Raw genomic sequence first — 24,022 nt, 5'->3', positions numbered from 1 at the left:
AGACGCGGCCCGCGCGCCTGCTTAGACTGGCCAACTGCTATGACCGCCGCCCCGGCGGCATCCCAGGCTAAGCGCCCATGACCCTTCCCGAGTCCCCGACAGTACCGGCCCGGCACCGCCGAGGGCGCATTCCCGACCTGTTGCAGCCGGCGTTCCGCGCCTATGTGCTGGAGCACCACCGGGGCTTCCTGCTGGCGATCAACTTCATCGCGATGATCGCCTACGACTCCTACGTGCTGGCCGACGCGGTGCTGATCCCGGACATGGGAATGGAGTCGCTGGTCACCCGTGGCCTGCTCAGCCTGCTCGGGCTGCTGAATATCTTCCTGGTGTTCCGCTACAGCCGCAGCGTGCTGCTGATGGACATGCTCATGCCGCTGCATGACATCGTCTCCACCGTCGCCTGGTTCGAGCTGCTCAAGCGCAGCGACTCGCCCGATGTGGCCACCTTCCTCTATGCCTCGGTGGTGTTCATCGTGCTGGGCAACCTGGGGGTGCGCTACTCGTTCCGGGGCATCCTGGCCTGCTCGCTGGTCATCTCCGGGGTGATCCTCTACAACGTCGCGCTGCTCCATCCCGGCGATACCAAGGCGCTGCTGATCTTCACCCTGGTCTACCTGCCGGTGCTGGTCTTCAGCCTGTTCATCAGCTGGACCAATATCCGAGGCGTGCGCCAGGCCTTCCTCGCCGACCTGGAAGGGCGCCACCAGCGCGCCGAGCTGGCTACGCTGAACAGTCGTTTGCACGAACTGGCCAGCACCGATGCGCTCACCGGCGTGGGCAACCGTCGCGCCTTCGACCGTGTGCTGGAGGAGTACTGGTACCAGATGAGCCTGCACGGCCGGCCCTTCGCGCTGCTGCTGGCGGACATCGACTACTTCAAGCCCTACAACGACCACTACGGCCACCTGGCCGGCGACCGCTGCTTGCGCGAGGTGGTGGGCAGCCTGGTGCACACCCTGCGCGACGGCCAGGCGAAAGTCTTCCGCTATGGCGGCGAGGAATTCGTCGTGCTGTTGCAGGTGAGCTGCCAGGCCGAGCTGGAGCACATCACCGAGCGCCTGCGGGTGCAGGTGGCGGGCCTGGACATGGAGCACCTGCACCGCCCCGATGGCCTGCGCCATCACACCATCAGCCTGGGCGCCTCGCTCTCCAGCGGCGAGGGCCTGGTCCAGGCCCAGGACCTGCTGGCGCGCTGCGACCAGCTGCTCTACCAGGCCAAGCAGGAAGGCCGCAACCGTGCCTGCCTGGCGGCCATGACGCTCTGCTGAGCGGGTTAGACAATGCCCGGGTGAAGCAGCGCTGTGTTGGGCCTCGCTGCGCTCGGCGCCAACCTACGGGTACCGGGGCACGATCCCGTAGGAGCGAGCCCTGCTCGCGAAGCGCTTGCGGGAATCTGTAGGAGCGAATTCATTGGCGATGGAATAACCGGCCACCCGCAGCCTTGTGCCGGCGGCGAGTCTTTCGTGGCTGAAGCCGCTCCTACGGGGAACGCCTGAGCGAGGCCGGACATTGCTGCCCTCGGCGCCGCCAGGGCGACGAGGGCGAGCGCGCCGGATTGCCCGGCGCACATGCGGGTGATCAGAGGATGCTGATCGGGTACTCGACGAAGGCGCGGATTTCGTTCAGGTCCGGGCCCACGTTGTTGTCGGCGCGGTAGATCGAGTTGCGCAGCTTGAGGGACAGGTCCTTGGCCGGGCCGTCCTGCACCACGTACTTGAACTGGTTGAACAGCTCGCGCTCGGTGCCGTCGCTCTCGCCGCCAGCCTCGATGTTGCTGCCGCGTACGTAGGCGACCTTGTAGCTCAGGCCGGGTACGCCGTAGGTGGCGAAGTCTAGCTCGTAGCTCGCCTGCCAGGAACGCTCGTTCTTCAGGTTGAAGTCGGAGTAGTAGGAGTTGGCCACGTATATGGTGCTGCCGCCGTCGCCGTAGTCGTACGCGTAGCCGGCGTCACCGGTGTTGCGCTGGTGGGCGATGATGAACGCGTGGGCGCCGACGCTGTACTTGGCGGCCAGGCTCCACAGGGTGTTCTTGTCGTTGTTGCCGTCACCGCCGAAGTCCAGCGCGGCATCGGAGTTGTCGTCGTAGTCGGTGCGGTAGATGTTGAAGTCGAAGTTCAGGGCCTGTTCCGCGTTGAACGGAATCGTGTAGTTCACATTGCCGTAGTACTTCTTGAAGGTGTCTTCGACATCGGAGTGGTACAGGGCCACGGACAGCGCATCGTTGACGACGTAGCTGCCGCCGATCACATCGATGCTCTTCAGGCGATTGGGGTCGCGTGCCGGGTCGCCCATGGGGCTGTCGGCGGTGAAGCGGCCGACGTTCAGTTCCAGGCCTTCGATTTCCTTGCTGGTCACCAGGGTGCCGGTGAAAGCTTGCGGCAGCAGGCGGCTGTCGTCATAGGCGAGCACGGGCAGGGAGGGGAACTGGTTGCCGTACTTGAGCACGGTGTTGGAGAAGCGCAGCTTCACCGCGCCGCCGGCTTCGGAGAGGTCATCCACCGGGTGGCCGTCGCTGTCGGTGTCGAAGAAGGCGCTGTAGTTACGGCCCCGGCCGCTGTCCAGCTTGATGCCGAGCAGGCCGTACGCGTCCACGCCGAAACCGATGGTGCCCTGGGTGAAACCGGACTCGAAGGTACCGATGAAGCCCTGGCCCCAGACCTTGGCGTCGTTGGTCTTGTCCTTGTAGTCACGGTTGAAATAGGCGTTGCGCAGCAGGACCTTGAGGCTGGCGTCTTCGACGAAGCCCTTGGCGTCGGACTGCTCGCTGGCGTGGGCCTGTGCGATGCTCAGGGCCAACAGCGTGCAGGCGGCGGCTATATAGTTTCGGTTATGCATGGATGCTCCCAGATATTGGTTTTTTTGATGGCTTGGAGTCGGCAGGAAGAGACCGCTTATTCAATTGCCGATCGACCGGGAAACTGTAGATTCCCAACCGTGACAGTGCGAACTAATTGTTGCTTATAAGGTCCGCAGAATAAGTGGCGGGTAACAGTTAACACGCGCGCGCAAGTAATCCGTAACTGATGAGATTGATGATTAATATCAATGAAATTAATAGTTTGCGATTGGGTGTGGCGCGTATTCTGGCGGCGATGAATACCTCAGGGCGCTGCTCCAGTTCGTTGTCGGAGTGGCGCCTTGCTCCAGTTCATCATCCTTTGGTTTATTTGCCGCTTCTCTTGAAGCGGCTTTTTTTTTGGCCGCGATTTATAGGCGCGAGAAGAGGATTGCTGCACTCGCCAAGTTGCACTGTTGGAGTATCGGGCAATGGGTTAAATATCGGTTCGAGCGAAACGCGTGCAATGCATCTTACATATATAAGTCTGGGCAGTTGATTGCTCATTCACTTCCGCCCTATGCGTCATGGCGCCGCACAAGCTAACCGCATGGCCAGGTTTTTCGCCGCCTGGCGGGCAGGGTGGGTCGACTCCCCGGAGAGCCGGTCCGGCGCTCCACAAACCTCGTATCAGAGCCTGGCAGAGGCCTCGCCGGGCTAATGCCCCATCATCGATACGGCGAATGGCCAAGCGCCTCGTTGCAGTATCAGGCAATGCGCCGAGCGCTCTGGAATGCACCTTTCAAGTCGTTCGACGATTGGCAGGAATGGGCAATCACGCCGGAGTAGTCGGCTACCGGACAGACCCCGTCGACGCTTAATCTTCGCTCCTGGCCGGATTCCGGGCCCGCCTATCCCATCGAAGGCCGACGCGTCGGCTGATCCTCAACCCCTGGAGTACTGCTCATGTTCACAATCGGTTATGCCGCGCAAACCGCCGCTGCACCGCTCGCGCCCTTCAAGTTCGAGCGCCGCGAACTGCGCCCCAACGACGTGGCGATGGAAATCCTCTACTGCGGCGTTTGCCACTCCGACCTGCACCAGGCCCGCAATGACTGGGGCTTCAGCCTGTACCCCATCGTCCCCGGCCACGAGATCATCGGCCGGGTCATCGAAGTGGGCTCGGCGGTGACGCGCCACAAGGTCGGCGACAACGTGGCGGTGGGCTGCATGGTCGACTCCTGCATGCAGTGCGACCAGTGCCGCAAGGGCGAAGAGCAGCTGTGCCGCGAGCGCAACACCCAGACCTACAACAGCCGTGATCGCATCACCAAGGAAGTCACCCTGGGCGGCTACTCCAAGCACCTGGTGGTGCGCGAGGAGTTCGTCCTGCGCGTGCCGGAAGGCCTCGACCTGGCCAAGGCGGCGCCGCTGCTCTGTGCCGGCATCACCAGCTACTCGCCGCTGCGCACCTGGAACGTCGGCCCCGGCAGCCGCGTGGGCGTGATCGGCCTCGGCGGCCTCGGCCACATGGCGGTCAAGCTCGCCGTCGGCCTGGGTGCCGAAGTCACCGTACTCAGCCGCAGCGCCGACAAGGCCGATGACGCCAAGGCCCTGGGCGCCGACCGCCTGCTGGTGTCCTCCGACAAGAAGGCGATGACCGCCGCGCAGTCCAGCTTCGACCTGATCATCGACACCGTGCCCTCGCGCCACGACGTCTCGCCCTACATGTCGCTGCTGGATATCGACGGCACCCTGGTGATAGTCGGGCAGATCGGCCCCATCGACGAACAGCTGACCATCCCCTTCGTCCTCGGCCGCCGTCGCCTCGCCGGCTCGCCCATCGGCGGCATCGCCGAGACCCAGGAGATGCTCGACTTCTGCGCCCGCAAGAACATCCTCCCGGACTGCGAAATGATCCGCATGGACCAGATCAACGAAGCCTTCGAGCGCATGGAGAAATCCGATGTGCGCTACCGCTTCGTGATCGACATGGCCTCGCTGTCCGAGGCGGGCTGATCGACGCAGGGGCCTGAGCCGCCAGGCCCAGGCACAGAAAAATGCCCGGCCATCGCATCAGCGGTGGCCGGGCATTTTCATTTCGTCTGTGGCTGCTTTCGCGAGCAGAGCTCGCTCCTACATCCGTGCCAAGGGCGTGCGCCGACTTCCCGGTAGACGCCTTTCCACCGTAGGAGCGAGCTCTGCTCGCGAAGAACTCACCCGTGCTGCACACCCGCCCGCTTGAGCAACTGCTTGCAACGCTCGGACAGGTGCACCACGCGCAGGTGCTTGCCGGCCTTGGTGTAGCGCTCGCGCAGGGTCATCAGCGCGGTGAGGGCCGAGTAGTCGACGAAGCTCAAATGGCGGCAGTCCAGGGTCACCTGGGCCGGATCGCCCGCCGGGTCGAACTGGGCGAGGAAGGGCGTGGTGGAGGCGAAGAACAGCGTGCCGTGCACCTGGTACAGCTTGCTGCCGTCGGCTTCCAGGTGGCTGTCGGCGTAGAGCTCGCGGGCGTGCTGCCAGGCGAAGTTGATGGCGGCGATGACGATGCCCAGCATCACCGCGGTGGCCAGGTCGGTGAACACGGTGATCACGGTCACCGCGATGATCACCAGCATGTCGTTGACCGGCACCTTGTGCAGGACCCGCAGCGAGGCCCAGGCGAAGGTCTGCTGCGACACCACGAACATCACGCCCACCAGCGCGGCCAGGGGGATGCGCTCGATCAGCGGCGAGAGGAACAGCACGAAGAGCAGGATCATGCCCCCGGCCACCACGCCGGAGAGGCGGCCACGGCCGCCGGAGCTGAGGTTGATCACGGTCTGGCCGATCATCGCGCAGCCGCCCATGCCGCCGAACAGGCCCGAGGCCATGTTCGCCGCGCCCAGGGCCACGCACTCGCGGTCCGGGTAGCCCCGGCTCTCGGTGATCTCGTCGGTGAGGTTCAGGGTCAGCAGGGTTTCCAGCAGCCCGACCATCGCCATCAGCAGCGCATAGGGGGCGATGATGCGTAGCGTCTCCAGGCTCCACGGTACCTCGGGCAGCGCAAAGGCCGGCAGGCCGCCGGCGATATGCGCCATGTCGCCCAGGGTACGGGTGGGCAGGCCGATGAAGTACACCAGCAGGCCGACGCCGAGGATGGCCGCCAGGGCCGGCGGGATGGCGCGGGTCAGGCGCGGCAGCAGGTAGACGATGGCCATGGTCAGCGCCACCAGGCCGAGCATGGTCGCCAGCGGCATGCCCGACAGCCAGGTCTCGCCGGCCTTGAAGTGCTCCAACTGGGCCAGGGCGATGATGATCGCCAGGCCGTTGACGAAGCCCAGCATCACCGGGTGCGGCACCATGCGCACCAGCTTGCCCAGGCGCAGCAACCCGAAGGCCATCATGATCACCCCGCCCAGCAGCACCGTGGCCAGCAGGTACTGCACGCCGTGCTGAACCACCAGCGCCACGATCACCACCGCCATCGACCCGGCTGCGCCGGACACCATGCCCGGCCGCCCGCCGAACAGCGCCGTCAGGGTGCAGATGATGATCGCGCCATACAGACCCATCAGCGGATTGAGCTGCGCCACCAGGGCAAAGGCGATGCACTCGGGCACCAGGGCGAAAGAAGTCGTCAGGCCGGCCAGGACGTCGGCGCGAATGCGGGCTGGTTTCATGGATTACCGGGGGAGGGCGGGACAAGGGAAGGGGCGGCGGATTCTACGGAAACTCCCCCGCCCGGGCCAGTTGCCCCGGTCGGCTGGCCCGAGCCGGACGTCCACCCCACAGCCCATCTCGTGGGAGCGAATTCATTCGCGATGGAGCATCCGACAACGCGTAGCCAGGTGTTGGCGGCGAGTCTTTCGCGGCTGAAGCCGCTCCCACAGGTTGAGCTCGCCGCGAGACCGGACATGGTTGTGTTGGGCCTCGCTGCGCTCGGCGCCAACCTACGGCACCTTGCCCAATCCAGGCCACGAAACTGACCGATGTGTAGGGTGGATGGCGCTCTTTTCATCCACCAAGCGGTGCCATATGGAGTCCCGGAGTTGGGGCAGTCCTGCGGACTGCTTGGCGACTGAAGTCGCCCCTACAAGTCGCCCCGACAGGTGGGGGCCGCCTTTGGGGGAGGGCCTCACGCCTCCACGGGGCGCGCTACGGGCGCCTGGGCGAACAGCGATTGGCCGAGGCTGCGGGCTGCCCGCAGGTAGTCGGCCGGGTCGCGGCTTTCCGATTCCAGCAGCAGTTCGGAGCTGAGCACCTGGGCGCCGCAGTAATCGAAGATGCCGTGGTCGATCTGCGCCTTCATCGCTTCCAGGTAGCCGTGGCGTTCATAGGTGCCGGCATCGGCGCCGCCGACCCCGATCAGGTGCACCTTGAGGTGGCCGAGCTTCTTCTCGAAGCGCTGGTCGAGGACGAAGTCGAAGGCCCAGCCGTTGCTGAACACCCGGTCTATCCAGCCCTTGAGCAGGCCCGGCATCGACCACCAGTACACCGGGTAGACCAGCACCAGGGCATCGGCGTTGTCGATGCGCGCCTGCTCGGCGAGCACATCCGCCGGCGGCGTGGCCTGGTGGCGGTGCACGGCGTGGTCGGCGGGGTTGAAGCGGGGGTCGAAGCCTTCCTGGAAGAGGTCGGCGGTTTCACTGCCGTTGCCCGGCGCGGACTCGGCCACGCCACGGGCGACTTCGGCGGCGATGGCGTGGGTGAGCGACTCGGGGTCGTGATGGGCGACAACGATAAGGGCGTGCATGTCGGTGGCTCCTGTGGCTCGATTGCGGGAGAGCTGAAAGCGCTTATATACTTTCAGTAAGTTACGATTGGTAAGTTGCTTTTGGTAGGTTTCCCATGTCAAGCGATGAGAAGCAACAGGATTCCGCCGCGCAGCCGCGCCGTCGGTTGTCCCGCGAGGAGCGGCAGAAACAACTGCTGGAAGCGGCCTGGCGCCTGGTGCGGGAGGAGGGCAGCGATGCGCTGACCCTGGGCCGCCTGGCCGAGCTGGCCGGTGTGACCAAGCCGGTGGTGTACGACCACTTCGGCACGCGGCAGGGCTTGCTGGCGGTGCTCTACCAGGATTTCGACGCGCGCCAGACGGCGGTCATGGATGCGGCGCTGGACACCGCCGAGCCAACGCTCGAGGGCATCGCCCGGGTCATCGCCTCGTCCTACGTCGCCTGTGTGCAGCAGCAGGGGCGCGAGATCCCCGGGGTCACCGCGGCGCTGGCCGGCTCGCCGGAGCTGGAGCGCATCAAGCGTGAATACGAGGCGATCTTCCTCGCCAAATGCCGCGCAGTGCTGAGCCCGTTCACCGGGCAGGGCGGCCTCGGCGCCCCTGGGTTGCGGGCCATGCTCGGCGCGGCGGAGGCGCTGTCACACGCCGCCGCTGCCGAGGAGATCACCCCCGCCCAGGCCGAGGAAGAACTCTTCGCCACCATCGTCGCGCTGGTGCAGCGCAGCCAGCGGGCGGGCTGATCAAGTCGCGCGGCGCGGGCTGTCGGCGAGGGCGAGTAGCAGTGCGATGAGCACCAGCCCCAGGGCGACGAGGAAGGTGCCGCGCATGCCGGCGGCGATGGCCTCGGGCGCCGCGCGGGTGATGTCGTCGCTCGCCGCGCCCAAGGCGAACACCGCGCCCAGGGCCGAGGCACCGGTGACCAGCCCCAGGTTGCGCGACAGGTTGAGCAGGCCCGACACCAGGCCGCGCCGCTGTGCCGGCACCTCCGCCATCACCCGGGTGTTGTTGGCCGCCTGGAACAGCGCATAGCCCGCCGTAAGCCCGGCCAGCGGCACGATATAGCCGAGCACGCCCAGGTGCGTCGGCAGCAGTGGCAGGGCCAGGGTGGCCAGCGCCATGCCCAGCAGGCCGATGCGCACCATGGGCGCGGCGCCGAGGCGGTCCACCAGGCGCCCGGCGGGCACGCCCATCAGCGCCGACACCAGCGGCCCGCAGGACATGGCCAGCCCCACCTGGGCCGGCGCCAGATGCAGCGCGCCGGAGAGGTAGAAGGGGCCCACCACCAGGGTTGCCATCAGCACGCTGGTGACCAGCGCCCCCATGGCCAGCCCGGCGCGCAGCTGCGGGTCGCGGAACATCGCCAGGCGCAGCAGCGGCGAGGCGACGTGCCTTTCCACGCGGATGAACAGTGCCAGGCCCAGGCCCGCTGCCAGCAGCAGGGCGCCGTTGAGCGAGCCGAAGTGGCCGTGGCCCAGGGTCAGCCCCAGGGCATAGGCGGCCAGGGTCAGGGCCAGCAGCAGGGTGCCGGGGATGTCGAAGCGGGCGCCGCCGTCGTTCGCCCGGTCGCGCGACAGGTGGCGGTGGGCGAGGGCGAAGGCCAGCAGGCCCAGGGGCAGGCCGACCAGGAACAGCGCCCGCCAGCCGGGCCCGGCCAGCAGCAGCCCGCCGAGGGAGGGGCCCAGTGCGGTGCCGATGGCCGACAGGGTGCCGAGCAGGCCCATGGCGCTGCCGGTCTTCTCGCGTGGCACCGTCTCGCCGATCAGGGCCATCGCCAGGGTCATCATCATCGCCGCACCCAGGCCCTGCAGCGCGCGGGCGCCGATCAGCCAGCCGAGGGACGGCGCCAGGCCGCACAGGGTGGAGGCACCACTGAACAGCAGCAGGCCCGCCAGCAGCAGGCGACGGCGCCCCAGCAGGTCGCCGAGGCGGCCCGCACCCACGCTCAGTGTGGTTATGGCCAGCAGGTAGGCCAGCACCACCCACTGCACGTTCTGGAAGGGAGCGCCGAAGGCTTCGGCCAGGGTCGGCAGGCCGACGTTGGCGATGCTGGTGCCCAGGGAGGCGAGCAGGGTGGCCAGGGCAAGGCTGGCCAATGCCCATTTCGAGCCGCTCGCCTGTTCGGTGGTCGCTGGGTTGGCTGTGGGGGTCTGCATGGCGGGGCTCCGTGGGGTGGGTCGCCAGCACAGTCTGGGCGCGGTGCTGATAGGGCGGAAGGCGCAGCATTTGCACTTTATTCATGCACCAGACGCCATAGATAGGCTGGCCGTGCTAGTTTTTCCGTCCATGAGCCATCCCGATTTCAACCTGCTGATCACCCTCGACGTGCTGCTCGCCGAAGGCAGCGTCGCGCGTGCTGCCAAGCGCCTGCACCTGAGCCCCTCGGCCATGAGCCGGGCCCTGGCGCGGCTGCGGGAAACCCTTGGCGACCCGCTGCTGGTACGCGCCGGTCGCGGCCTGGTGCCCACGCCCCGGGCGCTGGAGTTGCGCGAGCAGGTCAGCCAGCTGGTGCTGGGAGTGGAGGGCGTGCTGCGCCCGGTGGAGCACCTCGACCTGCAGCGCCTGGTGCGCACCTTCACCCTGCGCGTGGGTGATGGCTTCGTGGAGAACTTCGGCCCGGCACTGATCGAGCGTATGGGGGCCGAGGCGCCGGGCATGCGCCTGCGCTTCGTGGCCAAGACCGACAAGGACAGTGCGCCCCTGCGTGACGGCAGCGTCGATCTCGATACCGGCGTGGTAGGCGCCGACGCCGGCCCGGAGATCCGCACCCGTGCGCTGTTCCAGGACCGCTTCGTCGGCGTGGTGCGCCAAGGCCATCCGCTGACCCGTGGCGCTATCACCGCCGAACGTTATGCCGGTGGGCGCCATGTGCTGGTGTCGCGCCGTGGCAAGGACCGCGGCCCGGTGGACGACGCTCTCAAGGCTGCCGGCCTCGAACGGGATGTCGTCACCCTGGTGGGCGGCTTCTCCGCCGCCCTGGCGCTGGCCCGCGCCACCGACCTCATCGCCACCGTGCCCGAGCGCCACAGCGGCAGCCTGCGCGCGGGGCTGTTCAGCTTCCCGCTGCCGCTGGATGTGGAACCCATCAAGGTCTCCATGCTCTGGCACCCACGGATGGATGCCGACCCCGCACACCGCTGGCTGCGCGAGTGCGTGCGGGGCGCCTGTGGGGAGGGCGGTCAGCCCAGCGGGTAGACGCGGCTGCTGCCGTCGGCGTTGTACACCGTCAGCACTGGGGCGGCGCACTCGCTGCGCCGTTGTGGCGGGGTGCCGGCTTGGCGGCCGATCTTGCCGGGGGTGTTGCGCAGTGTGTGCAGGGTGGTGCAGACCATCACCTCGTTGAAGGCCCGGGCCAGCGGCCCACTCCGGGGCGCGGCGAGCTGGCGGCCGCTGAACTGCCGGGCGCTGTCTTCCAGCCCCTGCAGCACCACCACGCAGAGCAGGCGCTCGACGTTGCGGGGGATGCGCCGGCGGTGCGTCGGGTTGACCCCGAGCAGGTCCAGCAAGCGGGGCGTCTCCAGTTCGTCCAGCACCTGCGGTTCGTTGGCGATCAGCAACTGGCCGGTGGAGCGCAGCAGCGCCTGGTAGGAAGCCAGGTGCGCGTGCTGCGCGGCTTCGAGTTCCTTGAGGGTGTGGCGGGTGAAGGGCAGGTGCTCGCGCATGCGGCGGCGCTGGTCCCACAGCTTGCCCTGCTGCAGGTCGTGCTGCTGCGCCGCCTTGCGGATCGCCATGCGCGTCGCGGCCAGGCGGTTGGCCCAGCCCCGTTGCGGGTCATTGGCGATGCTCAGCAGCTTTTCGAAATATCCAGGTACCACGCTTCGGCTCTCCGCCTACTGACTTCAACCCCACCCCAGGCACCATCCGGGTGCCCGTTTCAGCCGCATAGACACCACGATCCAGGCCTTGCGCTCAAGGAGTTTATTGGCACCGAGTCAATTGCGCAGGGGGACATGGGTCGCTAGGGCGCTCAGGGGCGTTGCCCGATGTGCCGGCGCAAGGCGGCCTGGGCGATCAGCGATGCAGCCTGGTCGGAGCCGCTCTTCAGCGCCGAGGTGGCGATGCCCCGGGCGGCGGCGAGCAAGTCGTCACGGTCCACACCGGCTTCTTCCGCGGCCGCCAGGGTGGCCTCCAGCGCTATCCACAACGCTTCCTGCAGGGCTGCCGTCCGCACTGGGTTCATGTCCCGCTCCTCAGTTCAGGGTGACGATATTGAGCATGCGTCCATCCTGGTAGGTGATCAGCCCCTCCACGCTGAGGCCGTTGGGCAGGGTGATGCGCAGCGAGTCGGCATCGCCCAGGTCCAGGTCGCAGGTGAGGCTGAAGATGCCGGGGATGGCTTCGTCGAGCACGACGGTGGTGCTGCAGGCGGTCGGCATGGTCGACCTGCCCTGGTGGCCGGGCGCGTAGACGAGGGTGGCCTGGCCTTCATAGTGGGTGTGCATGGTGCGGTCCTCCGAGGGTCATGCTGGAGTGACTGCGGCGGCTTCGGCGGAGTTCAGGCTATGGGATGACCGGGGCTGCCGAGGGCCGCCACCGGCCGACGGATTGACGGAACAACAAGCGGCGCGGGCGGCTCCACCGAACCTGAGCCATCCACTGGAGACGACCATGAACGACCTTCCCCGCACTCCTGATAACCAGAGCGTCGAATCGAGCCCGGGCAGTGACCGCGAGGCGCCCACCCGCGAGCGCGAAGGCATTCCGCCCGAGCTGCACCCGGAGTGGCAGGCCCCGCGCAACCCCTCCACCGAGGATCGCCCCGGCAGCAGCGACGCGCCCGACCGCCCGCGCCAGGCAGGCGCGAGCTGACCTGGCAGAGGCCACCACTCAGAACCACCCAGACAAAAAAGGAGGAGGGCAGCCATGGCCAGCCACATCGTGCATTTCACCGCGCCGATCAACTCCACCACCAGCGGCCAGCTCATCGAGCGCTGCACCCAGGCCGTGCAGCAGGGCGCGGACGAACTGGTAATCAAGATCGCCACCATGGGCGGGGAGTGCAGCTACGGCTTCTCCCTGTACAACTTCCTCATCTCGCTGCCCATCCCCGTGCGCACCCACAACCTGGGCACGGTGGAGTCCATGGGCAACATCATCTTCCTCGCCGGGCAGCGGCGCAGCGCCTGCCAGCACAGCAAGTTCCTCTTCCACCCCTTTCACTGGAACCTCAACGGCTCGGTGGACCACGCGCGGATGTCGGAATACGCCATGAGCCTGGACTACGACCTGCACCTCTACGCGCGCATCGTCGCCGAGTGCACCCCAGCCGGCGCCGAACCGCTGGACATCCTCGACTACCTCAAGGCCGCGCCACGCATCCTCGACGCCGAGGCGGCGCTGGCCACCGGGATGATCCACGAGATCGACTGCCTGGGCATGGCCGCCGACGCCGTTACCTCATCGATCCATTCCTGAGGGCGTGGTAACTGGGCCTGTTACAGGCTCGAGACGGCCCATCGCCGGCATGACTGCTGAGTGGCTTTTCGTAGATACCGTCTTGATCCCTAGTGAGCAAGGGCCAGTTTTACGTCGTACGGCTGGCCCGATTTCAAGACGCCATAAGCGATGTTCAGCAGCTTACGCATCGCTGCGCAGATGATCTGCATGCCGGTCTTGCCCTTGGCTCTGAGGCGTTCTCTCATCGCTTTGATCGCCCCGTTGTGCTGCAGGGCGCAAACGGCAGGCATGTACAGCCCAGCACGCAGCCGCGATGAGCCCATCTTGGAAATGCGGGTCTGCCCCCGGTACTTACCAGACTCCTGCAAACGCGGGTTTAGCCCGGCAAAGGCGGTAATCGCGCGGCTGCTGGTGAAGCGATGAGGGTCGCCCAGCTCCGCCAGGATCAGGGCGGCTGTCTTGTCCGCGATGCCATCAATGCTGGTCAACAGATCACGTTTGCCGCGCAGATCCGGGTCATTGTCGATGTGGTTGTTGATGGCCTTGAGGGTTTCCTCGATCTGTTGCTCGATGTGCCGCAACACTGAGCGGATCGACTCCTGCACGCTGGTATCGGCCACCTCCAGGCGATTGCTCTCCATCTGCTGGATTTCCTGCAGATCCGCCAGGCGCCGCATCAGTGCTTTCAGGCGCCGTATGGCGCGAGGTTCAGGCTGCCAGGGCCGTAGCTCATCTTGGTGGCGCTCGCCGTATTCGGCGATCAGCTTGGCGTCGACCTTGTCAGTTTTCACGCGCTGCAGCTGACTGCGGGCGTAGTGAGCGATTTGCGCTGGGTTGAGGACGCAGACCCGATAGTTCTGTTCCAGCAGCCATTCGGCCAGGGCTTCATGGTGGATGCCGGTGGCTTCCATCACGACCCAGGCACCCGCCTCGCTGTGCTTGTTCAGCCACTCCTGCAGCGTGCGAAAGCCCGCCTCGCTGTTGGCCAACTTGGCCTTGGTGCGGTACTTGCCGTTCGCCTGCAGGGTGGCGATATCGAACGTGTGCTTGGCAATGTCGACACCAATGACACTGGGCATGTGTGCTCCTCCTGATCGTTCCAAATGCGATCATCACTGCACCCGGCCCAACCTTGTGAATGCGAGCTCTGGGCTCAAGATACCGTTCGGGCTGTTCGAGTGAGTGTGGAGGGGCGGAGCACTATCTACGTCGCAGGCTCAGGGCCTAAGGGTGGACACGACTTCCAGCCCCTCCCCCGATGATCAGTCGGGAACTATTACCCCTGAAGGGGTAGTTAGTCGAGATACAAGGGTGGACAACGCTCTTTTTGTCCACCAGCGGAGCCCCGGTTGGAGCAGCGGAGGTGGACGCCACTATCGGCATCCACCCCTACCGCTGCATCAGGGCTTCTTGTGGGTGGCGGCGAGGTCGCGGGCCATCTGCAGGTGATGCTCGAGCTTGGGCAGGGTCTTGGTGGCCCAGGCGGCGATTTCCTTGTCATCCGAAGCGGCGGCTTCCTTGAACAGCTCGATGGTCTTCTCGTGGGCCGCCACCTGGTTGTTGGCATAGGCCTCGTCGAAGTTCTCACCGTCACGCAGCTTGAGGATCAGGGCCTTGGCCTTGCTCATCAGTTCGGCTTCGGTGGCCACCTCCAGCTTCTTCTCGCGGGCCAGTACCGCCAGCTCGCGGTTGGCCGCGCCGTGGTCGTCGATCATCTGCTGGGCGAAGGTCTTGACGCTGGCCGAGGAGGATTTCTCCAGTGCCAGCTTGCCGCCCTCGATCTCGGCGATGCCGCCGGCACTGGCTTCGTCGACGAAGTCGTCCGCGTCGATCGTGTCGGCGGCGAACAGCGGGGCGCTGAGGGAGGCGCAGAGCAGGGCGGGTAAAGCGAGTCGGGCGAATCTCATGGCGATCTCCTGGGATCGGGGGTTCATGGCAGTAGAAGCGGCGCCCCGGCGGAAAGTTGCAGCAATCGGATGGGCGCCGCGCCCGTGCCTGCCCGGGCACCACCCGCCCGATTCCCTGAACCTCGACCGGGCCCTTGCCCTTCCAATCCATAGCGACCGACAGAACCAGGAGAAGGCCCATGGCGATACGCAACGAACGCTCGACGAACACGGCACGGTCCCGGGCGGCGACGCCCCAGCGCCGCCAGCCGCTGGCCAAGACGCTGAGCTTCGCGGTGTTGCACTTCACCATCGCCTTCACCGTGGCCTACCTGCTCACCGGGAGCCTGCTGACCGGCGGCCTGATCGCCCTGATCGAACCGGCCTGCAATACCATCGCCTTCTATTTCCACGAGCGTGTATGGGAGCGTTTCGGCGTGCGCTCCGCGCCGCAGAAGGGCCATGGCCACGGCAACCTTTCCCATGACTTGCGGCGCGCCTTGCGCTAGCGCCGCCTCAACCCTCAGGAGACAGCCTCATGTACCCACAACCCCATAACGTCCATGGCGTCGAGCGCGCCTTCTCGGTCGCCGCCGGCCTGGTTTCCATCGCATCCGGTGTGTACCGCGGCGGTGCCCCGGGGGTGATCAAGGCCCTGGGCGGTGCCGCATTGCTGCTGCGCGGGGTCAGCGGCCACTGCAGCATGAAGGGACTGGTGTTCGACTCCGATACGGAGCTGGAGTACCTGCGCCAGCGCGTGGCCGCTTTGCGCGCCGCACTGCCGCGCATCGAAGACCACCCGCTGCGCAGCCAGCGGGCCCTGGAGGCCAAGGTCGATAACGCCGTGGAAGAGACCTTCCCTGCAAGCGACCCCATCTCGCCCTGAGCGGCTCAACCGTGCCGGGCCGCCCTGCCGAACAGCGCAGGGCCGGCCTCGCGCATGAAGATCTCCACGGTCTTCGGCCCGATCCCCTCGAACGCCAGCAGCCGCTTCTCGCACTCGGCACGGTCGGTGCTGCGCTCGACCAGGGTGCCGAGGCGGTCGCCGTATTCGTCGTGCAGCTTGCCGCACAGCTTGAGCAGGCGCTCGGCGGTGGAATTGTCGTAGCGCACGTAGTGCGCCTGGCCGAGCATCCGCACCAGCTCGGCGTGGCTGCACTGGCCCAGCTTGCGCGGTGTATCGCGCCCGTGCTCCTCGACTATCACCCGATAGGCCTGCACGGCGATGGCCTGCTGGATGGGCTTGCCGAACAGGAAGCTGGCGATCAGCCATTTGAACAGGGCGCTTTCCTCGGCGCGGGCCAGTGCCTGGTCCAGGCCGAGCTGGTGGGCGGTGATGCGTTGGGTCGCCATGGCGGTTACCTCCTCCGAAGGGCTTTACGGGTCTGTCCGGCGGCCCGCTGAAACGTTCAGGGAATCCGCCTCGCCGGCACCTGCGTGGGACAGTCGAAATCTGCAACTCGGGCCGCTTCCCGCGTGTCACTGATGAAACACCTGCGCTCAGGAAGCCCCATGCGAACGCTCACCCGCCAGGATCTGGCCTGGCTCTGGAAATAGTCGCCGCCCCGCATTCACGGGGGGAAGAACCGCTGCAGGCGTTGCGGCGGCTGATTGCACGAGCCCGCGCAAGCGGCGAGGGCAGTGCCGCGGAGACGGAATTGCAAAGGCTGGCCGAGCAATTGCGGGAGGCGGGGGCGGTAACGGAGGTGGTCGGTGGCACCGACCCGTTCGACGCGGGCATCGGCGCCGCCCTGAAACTGATAGAACGGCGGCTGGAGGAGCTGCGCGCGCTCCAGCCGCCGCCGTGAGCGCCGCTACGGCGCGGGCTGTTCCGGCTGCACTGCCTCCGCCTCGCGCTTCTGGCGGTAGTAGGGCTGCGGGCGGGAAAACGCTATCGGCTGTAGCCCCGTTCGATCATCCCGCAACAGGCTGATGTCCAGAATCTCCAACCCGCAGCTGGCGAGCCAGACCACTGCGGACAGGTTGCCGAGCGGCCTGGGGGGCTTGTCGCCGAAAGCGTGTTCCACCACGCAGCGGGCAGCCGTCTTGTGGTTGGGCAGATGGCCCGAGCGAATGGTGACCGACTTCTCCTGACCTTCAGCGTTGCGGTAGCTGATGAGCCAATCCATATCTCCTCCTGATTGCAATGACCCACGGGAAGGGGCGGACAGCGCTATAGAGCGGAGTGGCCAGGAGAATGTTTCAGCAAAAAAACAGACGAACCGACGATCAGGATTTCGCCTCGGCCGCCTTGGCCAGCTCGTGCTCGATGCTATCGGTGATGCGCTGGATGATCTGGCTGTATTCCTCGCCCTCCACCAGCTCGCACAGCTGCATCGCCGCCGCCATGCCGATGGCCACGGAGTAGGAAATCTGCCGGGCGGGGAAGGGGCCGCCGCGCTGGGAGTCGAGGGTGGCCTGGATCGCGTCGTTGAGACGGCTCTTCATCTCGTCCTTGGTCATGGCGTTCTCCGCTGGCTGGGAAAACCAAGCATAGACCGCGCCCACGCTCAGCCCATTTTCCTTGAACCGAGCGGCGATGCCGGCAGTCAGCATCTCACTGCACCCATACCAAGGAGATGCCCCGATGATCAGGAAATGCCTGTTCCCCGCCGCCGGCTATGGCACGCGCTTTCTGCCTGCCACCAAGTCGATGCCCAAGGAGATGCTCCCGGTGGTGGACACGCCGCTGATCCAGTACGGCGTCGAGGAGGCGCTGGCGGCCGGGCTGCACGAGATCGCCATGGTCACCGGGCGTGGCAAGCGCTCGCTGGAGGACCACTTCGACATCAGCTACGAGCTGGAGCAGCAGATCAGCAACACCGACAAGGAGCGGGCCCTGGGCGGTATCCGCCGGTTCATCAGTGAATGCACCTTCTCCTATACCCGCCAGGTGGAAATGAAGGGGCTGGGCCACGCCATCCTCTGCGGCCGACCGCTGATCGGTGATGAAGCCTTCGCCGTGGTCCTCGCCGACGACCTGTGCCTCAACCCCGGCGGCGATGGTGTGCTCGCCCAGATGGTCCAGCTGTACAACACGTTTCGCTGCTCCATCGTCGCCATCGAAGAGGTGCCCTGGGAGGAGACTGGCAAGTACGGCATCGTCGTCGGCGATGCCCTGCGCGACGACCTGGTGCGGGTCGAGCGCATGGTGGAGAAACCCAAGCCGGAGGATGCGCCCTCCAACCTGGCCATCATCGGCCGCTACATCCTCACGCCGGACATCTTCGAGCACATCGAACGCACCGCACCGGGCAAGGGCGGCGAAATCCAGATCACCGACGCGCTCATGGAGCAGGCCCGGCAGGGGTGCGTGCTGGCCTACCGCTTCAAGGGGCGGCGCTTCGACTGTGGCTCGGCGGAAGGCTATGTGGAGGCGACCAACTTCTGTTTCGAGAACCTCCGTGGCCACAAGCGCGTGGCGAAGGCTGCCGAACCCGCGGCCAACGAACACCTGCCCGTGCAGGTCGAAGTGCCCGCCTGAGTCCAGCGCGCCCGTCAGGGTTCGCGGGCGCCCGTGGCCTTGCGCTGCTCGGCCTCCAGCGCCTGCTGGATGCGTCGGTAGATCTCCTCGCGGTGCACCGGTACGGAGCGCGGCGCGCCGATGGCCATCTTCACCGAGAAGCCGCGGATCTCGGTGATGGTGATCACCACATCGTTGCCGATGTGGAACTGCTGGTCCCTCTCACAGGTGATGATGCGCGTCCGGCCCTCGGCAGCCTGCTCGGGCGGTACCGGGGCGGGCGTCATTGCGGGTCCCCCGAGCCGTCGTCGCCCTGAATGTCCGGGTCGTCCGGGTGCACCTCGGCATCGTCCTCGGGCAGCCGTTCGACGGCGGAGCCCGGGTCTTCGTTGCCGGGGTCGTTGATGGTGTCGTCCTTATCGTCCTGCATGGCGTGGTCCTCGTCGTGGGGCACTCAGCCATTGGCCGGGCGCGTCAGCTCCAGCACCACCGCGGCGATGCGGTCGGCCTGGGCATAAAGGGGGTTGTCCAGTTCCTCGCCGAACACGTCTGGGTCCATTTCCCGATAGCGCCACGGCCAGGCATGGGCGTCGAGTAGCGGCTGGAAACTGTCGCGAAACGGGTCGCGGCCACCGAACATCGCCACCCCCGTGTACAGCAGCAGCGAGCCGCCGGGGGCGAGGCGTTCCAGCGCGGCCTCGATGATCGCCTGAGAGAGCCCGGCGCCATGCTCGCCGCCGCCATGGCGATAGGCGCGTTCCGCCGGGTCCAGCATGTAGGGCGGGTTGGCGATGATCAGGTCGAGCGGCCCGTCCACCTGGTGCAGCAGGTCGCTGTGCCGCGGGATCAGGTTCGCCGCGCCGGCCAGCCGCGCATTGACGGCGGTGCAGGTCAGCGCGCGGTCGTTGATGTCCAGGGCCAGGACCTCCGCCTGGGGCTTGGCCAATGCCGCAAAGAGGGCGCCCGGGCCGGCGCCGCAGCCGATGTCGGCGATCCGCAGGGCGGTGCGCGTTTCGCCCGCCAGGTGCTGGTGCAAGGCCTGGGCGAAGCGGTAGGTATCGGGGCCGAAGAACACCGCGTCGGCATCGGTGGTCGGGTAGCGCGAGTGCACGAACAGGTGGCCGTCGAGGCTGGACCAGCGGACGCGGCTCGACCACAGCTCGCCCTGGGCTTCCAGGGCGTCCGCGTCGCGCAGCAAGGCGAACAGCTCAGCGCCCACCAGCGACTCCCGGAAGGGGCGGCTCCAGCCGAAGACGTCCTCCAGGGTGCGCGCTTCCCGGTTGCCCGGTCGCGCATTGACGCGCTGGTGCGACAGCGGGGTGATGGTGGTGAAGCGATAGCCGCGCTTGGCCAGCAACTGGCCCAGACGCAGCAGCGGGTGGTCGGCCGCCACGCCGAGGTGATCCAGGGGGTAATACAAGGTGCGCTCCTCAGCGGGTCAGTTCGGAGAACAGCCGGGTGGCGAGCAGCCCGGCCGGCGTCCAGTGGGTGGCGGGGCCCTGCAGCTCGATCAGCCGCGCTTCGTAACGGGCTTCGTCAAGCCGCTGCAGCTCGTCCAGCAGTTGGCGCTGCTCGGGGTTTTCCCGGGGTTGCAGCGAGGGGCGCTGGCGCTCCTGGGAGGGCATGTGCGGCTGCCGGTGGCGGCTGCGGAACACGCCGTTGCGGGACAGCGCGCCCGTGCCGGGGCGCTCCCAGGTGCCGGCGATCCAGTCATGCAGCAGTTGCTGCTCGTAGAGCGAGAACACGCCGAACATCGCCGCGCGCTCACCCTGCACCAGTTGCCAGAAGCGGCTCTCGGCGGGGTCGTGGTGGCGGCGTATCCAGCCCCGGCGTTGCAGCGCCGAGAGGAAGCTGGCGATGCCTTCGTCGGCGCCGAGCCACTGGTTGACGGTGCGCCCTTCGATGCGGCAGTAGTCGGAGTGCACCTGCCCGGCGACGCCGCGCTTGCGCTCGAACATCTCCAGCAGCTCGCGCTCCAGGTCGAAGTCGGCGATCACCGCGCGGGAGCCCAGGCCCAGGTCGTTGAGGCGATAGCCGAGGCTGACGCGGCGGTAGAAGTCCTCGGCGTCGGCCACCAGCGGGTGGTTGTCCAGCACCGCCTGCACGGCCCTGTGCGCATGGCCGGTGGCGCTGTTGTCGATGGTCACGTGGAGCTGGAAGTAGTACGGGTCGATGTCCAGCTCGTCGAGCTCGAAGGCACTGATCAGCAGGTGCAGCGGCAGCTGTTCGTAGCCCAGGTTGTAGCCGATGACCTCCGGCAGGAACTCCTCGGCCAGGGCGCCGAGCGCGAGCTGGGTGGCGCCCTGCAGGTAGTGCGCATCGTCCAGCCCGGTGAGGTCGTCGCAGCCGTGGCTGGCGAGCAGGCGGCGGTACAGCAGCACATGGTTCTGCGCGGCCACGCCATCGCCCAGCTCCTCGAGAAAGGTGCGCACCAGCGGGGTGAAACGGGTGTCGCGCCAGTGGCGCAGGGTGCCGTGGAGCCAGGCGCCATCCACCAGCTTGGTGGGCGCTACGCCACGGAGGAAGTACAGCGCATGGGCGCGGTCGGCGAAGTAGCGGCGGCCCGCACCGTTGCGGCGCTCTTCCAGGTAAGCCGCGTATTGGTGGGTGACCTGGGCGGCGTTGCGGCGGGACCAGGCCGCCAGGTCGGCGGGCTCGCCCGGCAGGTCGCAAGGCAGCGCGGCGGCCTGCCGCAGTTGTTCGTGAAGGAAGGCCCGCGCATCGTCCAGGTTCTCCGCGGGCTGTTGCAGCAGCTCCTGATACAGGCGCTGGGCGGGGCCGAGCGGGGCCATGGCCAGGGGCACATCGGCCTGGGTGGTATCGACTGGGCTGAGAACGGACATCGGCAGTTTCTCCGGAACGGGCAGGACCTCGCGAAGCGGGCGCTTCGCTGCTCTCGTACGGGCGCTTTTGCACCTCTTGGTTGTGAGGGGGCCAGGCCGGAAAAGATTCCGACTTATTTCGCCAGGCGAAACGACTGGAACCGGGCGGGGGCGACGGGCGTCCTCTTGGGATGCATCACTGAAGGAGAATGCTGATGGCAACCGATTCGCCGGGTGGCTTCGGGATAGAAGAGGAGTACTTCATCACCGACCTCGCGACGCGCGGGCTGGCCCGGCGCTCGGTGCAACGCTACGTCGACGCCTGCCGGCAAGCGCTGGGCGAGCGGCTGGCGACCGAGATGTTCACCACCCAGATCGAGATCGCCACACCGGTGCTGTACCGCCTGGACGACGCCCGCGACTGCGTGGCCGGCGTACGCGCCACGCTCGACACGCTGGGGCGCCCGCACGGGCTGGGCATCCTCGCGGTGGGCACCCATCCCCTGGGCGGCTGGCGCCAGCAGAGGAGCAGCGCGCCGGCCCGTTACCAGCAGCTGTTCGACGATCATCAACTGGTGGCCAGGCGCAGCGTGCTGTCCGGCCTGCACGTGCACGTGGGCATCGCCGAGGGGCTGGACCGCATCCGGGTGATGAACCGGGTCACGCCCTGGCTGCCATTGCTGCTGGTGCTCAGCGCCTCCTCGCCGTTCTGGGAAGGGCGCCCATCCGGGTTGCTGAGCTATCGCCAGGCGGCCTGCGGGGAATGGCCGCGCATGGGCATACCCGATCACTTCACCGACGAGGCGGCCTATGACGATTACCGGCGGTTACTCCTGGGCTCCGGGCTGATCCGCACCGAGGCCGATGTCTGGTGGGCGCTGCGGCCTTCCGCGCGCTTCCCCACGCTGGAGCTGCGCATCGCCGATGCCTGCCCGCGGCTCGATGATGTGCTGTGCATCGCCGGGCTGTTCCGTGCCATGGTGGCGGTCGCCTCCCAGGGCGACGAGCCCCATTGGGTGAGCGACCCGCTGACGCGCCTGATCACCCGTGAGAACCATTGGCAGGCCATGCGCCATGGTCGCCACGGGCGCTTCGTCGACCCGCACACGCGTGTCGTCACCGGTTTCGGGGACTGGCTGGAGTCGGTGCTCGGGCCGGTCGGCGAACAGGCGCGGGCCGTGGGCGACGAGGCGGCGCTGAGCCGGGCGCGATGGTTGGCCGAGGCGGGCAGCGCGGCGGAGTTCCAGCTCGGGTTCTATCAGCGCAGGAGAGGCGAGGGGCGGAGCGGACGGCAGGCCCTGGTGGACCTGGTGGATGCGTTGCGGCGGCAGATGGGCCTCGAAGGCGGCGAGGCGGTTTGAGGTCCAGCCCCGGCTTCGCCTGAGCGAAGCCCGGGCTGCGTACTACGACTTACGCGTTACGGTTGCCACCGCTGCTCTGGCCGCCTTTGCGGCCCGCTTCGGAGGCTTTCTCGCGGTCATTGGCGAAGTTGTTGCCGCCGCTGCTCTGGCCACCCTTGCGGCCGGCTTCGGAGGCTTTTTCACGGTCGTTGCTGAAGTTGCCGGGGTTCTTGTTGCTCATGGTGGTGCTCCTTTCAGGCAGGCCGGGATTGGCCCTACCTGAACTCTGAACGGCGCCCGGCGCAATTGTTCGCCTCGCCTCGCGCTTCGCTAAGCGATTGATCGACAAACGGTTTTCATGATGACTCGGCGATGGCGCGGTGATGTTCGCGCGGTGGCCAAGACCTGCCCTGGCGGCTTTTCAGGGCCCGATTCCCTGAACCTGTGGGTTGGCAGGCTCTTCCAATGTTGCAAGGGGGAGCGCTGTGCGCGGCGGCTCCCCGTCATCGCCAGCACTGGAGGAGACGACCATGTCCGCACCCTTTTCCTATTTCTGGATCGCCATGGCGGCGATCCTGATCCTGCTCGATATCTGGGCCATCATCAGCGTCTTCCGCAGCGACAAGACCGTGGGCACCAAGGCGCTCTGGGCCCTGGGCATCTCGCTGTTCCCCATACTCGGCCTGGTCTACTGGGGCATCGCCGGGCCACGGGGCGTGGTGGAGGGGCCGTCGTCGCCGGAGCACAGCAAGTAGCCTGAACCTATCGAGCGGCCCGCCCTCCCACTAAAGGTGTGACCTTCACCTCTTCATCCACCCGGGTTTTCACTTGGCCCAGGTGGATTTTTTTTGGCTATGCCTGGATGTGCGCATCACCACCGGTATGCGCCGCGGCTGGCAGCGTTCGTAGGATGGTGTAGAGCGAAGCGAAACCCATGGGTGGGCGTTCCAGGAATCCAGAAAGACGCTTCAAGCACTGTTCTTGAGCCTTTTCATTGAATTCACAACAGCGAACGCAGACAGAGCCATTTTTCTCCCACCTACAGGCATAGCCTGGGTGCGCCCCTGCCGTCAGCGCAGGCGCTTCCAGCTCGGTTCATCGCTCAGGGCGGGGTCATCGTGGGCGGCGAGGAACACCGGTAGGTCGCCCCGGGCGATCCACAGTTCGCCCTGCCACTTCAAGGCGTTCACCGGGTGTTCGGCCCACACCATGTAGGCCCGCCGTGGCGTGGCCTCGTCGTCGCGGTGCTGGTCGTACAGGGTGGGCACCACCTCTTCGCTGAGCCAGCGGCTGATGCCGCGATGCTCGGGGTGGTTGAAGCGGTACAGCAGGCGATAGGCACCGGCCTCGCTGATGGCCAGCACCTCCTCGCGGCCACCGCTGGCGTGGCGCAGCACCACGACACGGCGCTGGTGCGGGTCCACCAGGCGGGTCATGCAGTAGGGGCGCAGGGCGCCGATCAGGCGGGCGAAATCGTGGGCGACGAACCAGGGCTGGTTGTCGACCATCACGGTGCGCAGCTGGTGGTTGTGGCGTTGGAAAACGATGGGGGTGGATGCGTCATGCATGGTGGAGCTCCAGTATGAATTGGAAGACTGCCACCAACGTCGTCAAACATTAGGGT

29 protein-coding genes and 1 pseudogene are annotated in these 24,022 nt (G+C 66.8%); 12 read left to right on the top strand and 18 right to left on the bottom strand.

The window, feature by feature from the left end; genetic code table 11:
- Positions 1 to 77: 77 nt before the first annotated feature.
- The gene (locus PSm6_RS28320) at positions 78 to 1,271 is read left to right on the top strand and encodes a GGDEF domain-containing protein (RefSeq protein WP_265168952.1); all 1,194 of its coding nucleotides are present in this window, start codon (positions 78 to 80) and stop codon (positions 1,269 to 1,271) included.
- Positions 1,272 to 1,581: 310 nt separating this feature from the next.
- Here the strand turns inward: PSm6_RS28320 and PSm6_RS28315 are convergent, their stop codons facing one another.
- Entirely contained in the window at positions 1,582 to 2,838 is a 1,257-nt protein-coding gene (locus PSm6_RS28315) for an OprD family porin (RefSeq protein ID WP_184491667.1), read from the bottom strand.
- A gap of 907 nt (positions 2,839 to 3,745) precedes the next feature.
- On the opposite strand from PSm6_RS28315, the gene PSm6_RS28310 reads away from it, so the two are divergent.
- Complete coding sequence (locus PSm6_RS28310) at positions 3,746 to 4,798, top strand: NAD(P)-dependent alcohol dehydrogenase (RefSeq protein WP_021220015.1); 1,053 nt, start codon at positions 3,746 to 3,748, stop codon at positions 4,796 to 4,798.
- A 197-nt stretch (positions 4,799 to 4,995) separates the two neighbouring features.
- Here the strand turns inward: PSm6_RS28310 and PSm6_RS28305 are convergent, their stop codons facing one another.
- Positions 4,996 to 6,441 carry a SulP family inorganic anion transporter gene (locus PSm6_RS28305; protein ID WP_265168951.1) on the bottom strand — a complete coding sequence of 482 codons (1,446 nt, stop codon included), beginning with the start codon at positions 6,439 to 6,441 and terminating at the stop codon, positions 4,996 to 4,998.
- Positions 6,442 to 6,896: 455 nt separating this feature from the next.
- Complete coding sequence (locus PSm6_RS28300; RefSeq protein ID WP_265168950.1) at positions 6,897 to 7,514, bottom strand: NAD(P)H-dependent oxidoreductase; 618 nt, start codon at positions 7,512 to 7,514, stop codon at positions 6,897 to 6,899.
- Between the two features lie 95 nt (positions 7,515 to 7,609).
- On the opposite strand from PSm6_RS28300, the gene PSm6_RS28295 reads away from it, so the two are divergent.
- Positions 7,610 to 8,233 carry a TetR/AcrR family transcriptional regulator gene (locus PSm6_RS28295; RefSeq protein ID WP_265168949.1) on the top strand — a complete coding sequence of 208 codons (624 nt, stop codon included), beginning with the start codon at positions 7,610 to 7,612 and terminating at the stop codon, positions 8,231 to 8,233.
- Here the strand turns inward: PSm6_RS28295 and PSm6_RS28290 are convergent, their stop codons facing one another.
- Positions 8,234 to 9,646 (bottom strand): MFS transporter, encoded by a 1,413-nt coding sequence (locus tag PSm6_RS28290; protein ID WP_265168948.1) that lies wholly within the window; start codon positions 9,644 to 9,646, stop codon positions 8,234 to 8,236.
- A gap of 130 nt (positions 9,647 to 9,776) precedes the next feature.
- Here PSm6_RS28290 and PSm6_RS28285 point away from each other — a divergent pair, with 130 nt between their 5' ends.
- Positions 9,777 to 10,685 (top strand): LysR family transcriptional regulator, encoded by a 909-nt coding sequence (locus PSm6_RS28285; RefSeq protein ID WP_265168947.1) that lies wholly within the window; start codon positions 9,777 to 9,779, stop codon positions 10,683 to 10,685.
- On the opposite strand, the gene PSm6_RS28280 is transcribed toward PSm6_RS28285, so the two are convergent.
- From PSm6_RS28280 to PSm6_RS28270, 3 genes are all read right to left on the bottom strand, one after another.
- Positions 10,670 to 11,305 (bottom strand): hypothetical protein, encoded by a 636-nt coding sequence (locus PSm6_RS28280; protein ID WP_021220021.1) that lies wholly within the window; start codon positions 11,303 to 11,305, stop codon positions 10,670 to 10,672. The two genes, PSm6_RS28285 and PSm6_RS28280, sit on opposite strands and share 16 nt — an antisense overlap.
- Positions 11,306 to 11,457: 152 nt before the next feature.
- On the bottom strand, positions 11,458 to 11,670 hold the full coding sequence (locus PSm6_RS28275) for a hypothetical protein (RefSeq protein WP_265168945.1): 213 nt from the start codon (positions 11,668 to 11,670) through the stop codon (positions 11,458 to 11,460).
- 10 nt (positions 11,671 to 11,680) lie between these two features.
- Positions 11,681 to 11,932, bottom strand: a complete 252-nt coding sequence (locus PSm6_RS28270) for a hypothetical protein (RefSeq protein ID WP_265168944.1) — start codon at positions 11,930 to 11,932, stop codon at positions 11,681 to 11,683.
- A 166-nt stretch (positions 11,933 to 12,098) separates the two neighbouring features.
- Between PSm6_RS28270 and PSm6_RS28265 the strand changes: the two genes are divergently transcribed.
- Complete coding sequence (locus tag PSm6_RS28265; protein WP_021220024.1) at positions 12,099 to 12,299, top strand: hypothetical protein; 201 nt, start codon at positions 12,099 to 12,101, stop codon at positions 12,297 to 12,299.
- Between the two features lie 54 nt (positions 12,300 to 12,353).
- Entirely contained in the window at positions 12,354 to 12,905 is a 552-nt protein-coding gene (locus PSm6_RS28260; protein WP_265168943.1) for an ATP-dependent Clp protease proteolytic subunit, read from the top strand.
- 89 nt (positions 12,906 to 12,994) lie between these two features.
- Here the strand turns inward: PSm6_RS28260 and PSm6_RS28255 are convergent, their stop codons facing one another.
- Positions 12,995 to 13,966: an IS110 family RNA-guided transposase gene (locus PSm6_RS28255; protein WP_265167663.1), complete on the bottom strand. Its 972-nt coding sequence runs from the start codon at positions 13,964 to 13,966 to the stop codon at positions 12,995 to 12,997.
- Between the two features lie 321 nt (positions 13,967 to 14,287).
- Positions 14,288 to 14,794: a DUF4142 domain-containing protein gene (locus tag PSm6_RS28250; protein WP_081711470.1), complete on the bottom strand. Its 507-nt coding sequence runs from the start codon at positions 14,792 to 14,794 to the stop codon at positions 14,288 to 14,290.
- A gap of 179 nt (positions 14,795 to 14,973) precedes the next feature.
- On the opposite strand from PSm6_RS28250, the gene PSm6_RS28245 reads away from it, so the two are divergent.
- Both PSm6_RS28245 and PSm6_RS28240 read left to right on the top strand, forming a co-directional pair.
- On the top strand, positions 14,974 to 15,282 hold the full coding sequence (locus PSm6_RS28245) for a DUF2061 domain-containing protein (RefSeq protein WP_021220027.1): 309 nt from the start codon (positions 14,974 to 14,976) through the stop codon (positions 15,280 to 15,282).
- 29 nt (positions 15,283 to 15,311) lie between these two features.
- A complete protein-coding gene (locus PSm6_RS28240) occupies positions 15,312 to 15,659 on the top strand; it encodes a YgaP family membrane protein (RefSeq protein ID WP_021220028.1) in 348 nt (115 codons plus the stop codon).
- 5 nt (positions 15,660 to 15,664) lie between these two features.
- On the opposite strand, the gene PSm6_RS28235 is transcribed toward PSm6_RS28240, so the two are convergent.
- Entirely contained in the window at positions 15,665 to 16,126 is a 462-nt protein-coding gene (locus tag PSm6_RS28235) for an HhH-GDP family DNA glycosylase (RefSeq protein ID WP_021220029.1), read from the bottom strand.
- A 305-nt stretch (positions 16,127 to 16,431) separates the two neighbouring features.
- Between PSm6_RS28235 and PSm6_RS28230 the strand changes: the two genes are divergently transcribed.
- Positions 16,432 to 16,581, top strand: coding sequence for a hypothetical protein (locus tag PSm6_RS28230; protein ID WP_021220030.1), 150 nt, complete (start codon positions 16,432 to 16,434; stop codon positions 16,579 to 16,581).
- Between the two features lie 6 nt (positions 16,582 to 16,587).
- On the opposite strand, the gene PSm6_RS28225 is transcribed toward PSm6_RS28230, so the two are convergent.
- Both PSm6_RS28225 and PSm6_RS28220 read right to left on the bottom strand, forming a co-directional pair.
- Positions 16,588 to 16,902 carry a hypothetical protein gene (locus tag PSm6_RS28225; protein WP_021220031.1) on the bottom strand — a complete coding sequence of 105 codons (315 nt, stop codon included), beginning with the start codon at positions 16,900 to 16,902 and terminating at the stop codon, positions 16,588 to 16,590.
- A 100-nt stretch (positions 16,903 to 17,002) separates the two neighbouring features.
- Positions 17,003 to 17,236: a hypothetical protein gene (locus PSm6_RS28220; protein ID WP_169708411.1), complete on the bottom strand. Its 234-nt coding sequence runs from the start codon at positions 17,234 to 17,236 to the stop codon at positions 17,003 to 17,005.
- Positions 17,237 to 17,360: 124 nt separating this feature from the next.
- On the opposite strand from PSm6_RS28220, the gene galU reads away from it, so the two are divergent.
- The gene (gene galU / locus PSm6_RS28215; protein ID WP_265168940.1) at positions 17,361 to 18,257 is read left to right on the top strand and encodes a UTP--glucose-1-phosphate uridylyltransferase GalU; all 897 of its coding nucleotides are present in this window, start codon (positions 17,361 to 17,363) and stop codon (positions 18,255 to 18,257) included.
- Positions 18,258 to 18,271: 14 nt separating this feature from the next.
- Here the strand turns inward: galU and PSm6_RS28210 are convergent, their stop codons facing one another.
- The 4 genes from PSm6_RS28210 to PSm6_RS28195 are packed head-to-tail and all read right to left on the bottom strand — an operon-like array spanning position 18,272 to position 21,079.
- Positions 18,272 to 18,523 (bottom strand): carbon storage regulator, encoded by a 252-nt coding sequence (locus PSm6_RS28210; protein WP_021220034.1) that lies wholly within the window; start codon positions 18,521 to 18,523, stop codon positions 18,272 to 18,274.
- Positions 18,520 to 18,666, bottom strand: coding sequence for a hypothetical protein (locus PSm6_RS28205; protein WP_164488214.1), 147 nt, complete (start codon positions 18,664 to 18,666; stop codon positions 18,520 to 18,522). Before PSm6_RS28205 ends, PSm6_RS28210 begins: the two co-directional genes overlap by 4 nt.
- A gap of 24 nt (positions 18,667 to 18,690) precedes the next feature.
- A complete protein-coding gene (locus tag PSm6_RS28200) occupies positions 18,691 to 19,656 on the bottom strand; it encodes a methyltransferase (protein WP_021220036.1) in 966 nt (321 codons plus the stop codon).
- A gap of 10 nt (positions 19,657 to 19,666) precedes the next feature.
- Complete coding sequence (locus PSm6_RS28195; protein WP_265168939.1) at positions 19,667 to 21,079, bottom strand: iron-containing redox enzyme family protein; 1,413 nt, start codon at positions 21,077 to 21,079, stop codon at positions 19,667 to 19,669.
- A 194-nt stretch (positions 21,080 to 21,273) separates the two neighbouring features.
- Between PSm6_RS28195 and PSm6_RS28190 the strand changes: the two genes are divergently transcribed.
- A complete protein-coding gene (locus PSm6_RS28190) occupies positions 21,274 to 22,419 on the top strand; it encodes a carboxylate-amine ligase (RefSeq protein ID WP_265168938.1) in 1,146 nt (381 codons plus the stop codon).
- Between the two features lie 49 nt (positions 22,420 to 22,468).
- Here the strand turns inward: PSm6_RS28190 and PSm6_RS28185 are convergent.
- A pseudogene (locus PSm6_RS28185) lies at positions 22,469 to 22,624 on the bottom strand (con-10 family general stress protein); the annotation flags it as partial.
- 304 nt (positions 22,625 to 22,928) lie between these two features.
- Here PSm6_RS28185 and PSm6_RS28180 point away from each other — a divergent pair.
- A complete protein-coding gene (locus PSm6_RS28180) occupies positions 22,929 to 23,153 on the top strand; it encodes a PLD nuclease N-terminal domain-containing protein (RefSeq protein ID WP_021220040.1) in 225 nt (74 codons plus the stop codon).
- A 315-nt stretch (positions 23,154 to 23,468) separates the two neighbouring features.
- Here the strand turns inward: PSm6_RS28180 and PSm6_RS28175 are convergent, their stop codons facing one another.
- Complete coding sequence (locus tag PSm6_RS28175; protein ID WP_265168937.1) at positions 23,469 to 23,966, bottom strand: BRO-N domain-containing protein; 498 nt, start codon at positions 23,964 to 23,966, stop codon at positions 23,469 to 23,471.
- Between the last annotated feature and the right edge of the window lie 56 nt (positions 23,967 to 24,022).

This window comes from Pseudomonas solani, assembly GCF_026072635.1.
Lineage (GTDB): Bacteria > Pseudomonadota > Gammaproteobacteria > Pseudomonadales > Pseudomonadaceae > Metapseudomonas > Metapseudomonas solani.
This window is presented reverse-complemented; position numbering and strand designations above follow the sequence as displayed.

Excerpts from the sequence above, each read along its gene's own strand:
- PSm6_RS28295 (WP_265168949.1), top strand. The coding sequence starts at position 7,610 with ATGTCAAGCGATGAGAAGCAACAGGATTCCGCCGCGCAGCCGCGCCGT.
- PSm6_RS28250 (WP_081711470.1), bottom strand. The coding sequence starts at position 14,794 with ATGAGATTCGCCCGACTCGCTTTACCCGCCCTGCTCTGCGCCTCCCTC.
- PSm6_RS28265 (WP_021220024.1), top strand. The coding sequence starts at position 12,099 with ATGAACGACCTTCCCCGCACTCCTGATAACCAGAGCGTCGAATCGAGC.
- PSm6_RS28210 (WP_021220034.1), bottom strand. The coding sequence starts at position 18,523 with ATGACGCCCGCCCCGGTACCGCCCGAGCAGGCTGCCGAGGGCCGGACG.
- PSm6_RS28255 (WP_265167663.1), bottom strand. The coding sequence starts at position 13,966 with ATGCCCAGTGTCATTGGTGTCGACATTGCCAAGCACACGTTCGATATC.
- PSm6_RS28290 (WP_265168948.1), bottom strand. The coding sequence starts at position 9,646 with ATGCAGACCCCCACAGCCAACCCAGCGACCACCGAACAGGCGAGCGGC.
- PSm6_RS28175 (WP_265168937.1), bottom strand. The coding sequence starts at position 23,966 with ATGCATGACGCATCCACCCCCATCGTTTTCCAACGCCACAACCACCAG.
- PSm6_RS28315 (WP_184491667.1), bottom strand. The coding sequence starts at position 2,838 with ATGCATAACCGAAACTATATAGCCGCCGCCTGCACGCTGTTGGCCCTG.
- PSm6_RS28270 (WP_265168944.1), bottom strand. The coding sequence starts at position 11,932 with ATGCACACCCACTATGAAGGCCAGGCCACCCTCGTCTACGCGCCCGGC.
- PSm6_RS28300 (WP_265168950.1), bottom strand. The coding sequence starts at position 7,514 with ATGCACGCCCTTATCGTTGTCGCCCATCACGACCCCGAGTCGCTCACC.
- PSm6_RS28225 (WP_021220031.1), bottom strand. The coding sequence starts at position 16,902 with ATGGATTGGCTCATCAGCTACCGCAACGCTGAAGGTCAGGAGAAGTCG.
- PSm6_RS28180 (WP_021220040.1), top strand. The coding sequence starts at position 22,929 with ATGTCCGCACCCTTTTCCTATTTCTGGATCGCCATGGCGGCGATCCTG.
- PSm6_RS28275 (WP_265168945.1), bottom strand. The coding sequence starts at position 11,670 with ATGAACCCAGTGCGGACGGCAGCCCTGCAGGAAGCGTTGTGGATAGCG.
- galU (WP_265168940.1), top strand. The coding sequence starts at position 17,361 with ATGATCAGGAAATGCCTGTTCCCCGCCGCCGGCTATGGCACGCGCTTT.
- PSm6_RS28240 (WP_021220028.1), top strand. The coding sequence starts at position 15,312 with ATGTACCCACAACCCCATAACGTCCATGGCGTCGAGCGCGCCTTCTCG.
- PSm6_RS28190 (WP_265168938.1), top strand. The coding sequence starts at position 21,274 with ATGGCAACCGATTCGCCGGGTGGCTTCGGGATAGAAGAGGAGTACTTC.
- PSm6_RS28285 (WP_265168947.1), top strand. The coding sequence starts at position 9,777 with ATGAGCCATCCCGATTTCAACCTGCTGATCACCCTCGACGTGCTGCTC.
- PSm6_RS28245 (WP_021220027.1), top strand. The coding sequence starts at position 14,974 with ATGGCGATACGCAACGAACGCTCGACGAACACGGCACGGTCCCGGGCG.
- PSm6_RS28220 (WP_169708411.1), bottom strand. The coding sequence starts at position 17,236 with ATGACCAAGGACGAGATGAAGAGCCGTCTCAACGACGCGATCCAGGCC.
- PSm6_RS28310 (WP_021220015.1), top strand. The coding sequence starts at position 3,746 with ATGTTCACAATCGGTTATGCCGCGCAAACCGCCGCTGCACCGCTCGCG.
- PSm6_RS28260 (WP_265168943.1), top strand. The coding sequence starts at position 12,354 with ATGGCCAGCCACATCGTGCATTTCACCGCGCCGATCAACTCCACCACC.
- PSm6_RS28235 (WP_021220029.1), bottom strand. The coding sequence starts at position 16,126 with ATGGCGACCCAACGCATCACCGCCCACCAGCTCGGCCTGGACCAGGCA.
- PSm6_RS28205 (WP_164488214.1), bottom strand. The coding sequence starts at position 18,666 with ATGCAGGACGATAAGGACGACACCATCAACGACCCCGGCAACGAAGAC.
- PSm6_RS28320 (WP_265168952.1), top strand. The coding sequence starts at position 78 with ATGACCCTTCCCGAGTCCCCGACAGTACCGGCCCGGCACCGCCGAGGG.
- PSm6_RS28195 (WP_265168939.1), bottom strand. The coding sequence starts at position 21,079 with ATGTCCGTTCTCAGCCCAGTCGATACCACCCAGGCCGATGTGCCCCTG.
- PSm6_RS28305 (WP_265168951.1), bottom strand. The coding sequence starts at position 6,441 with ATGAAACCAGCCCGCATTCGCGCCGACGTCCTGGCCGGCCTGACGACT.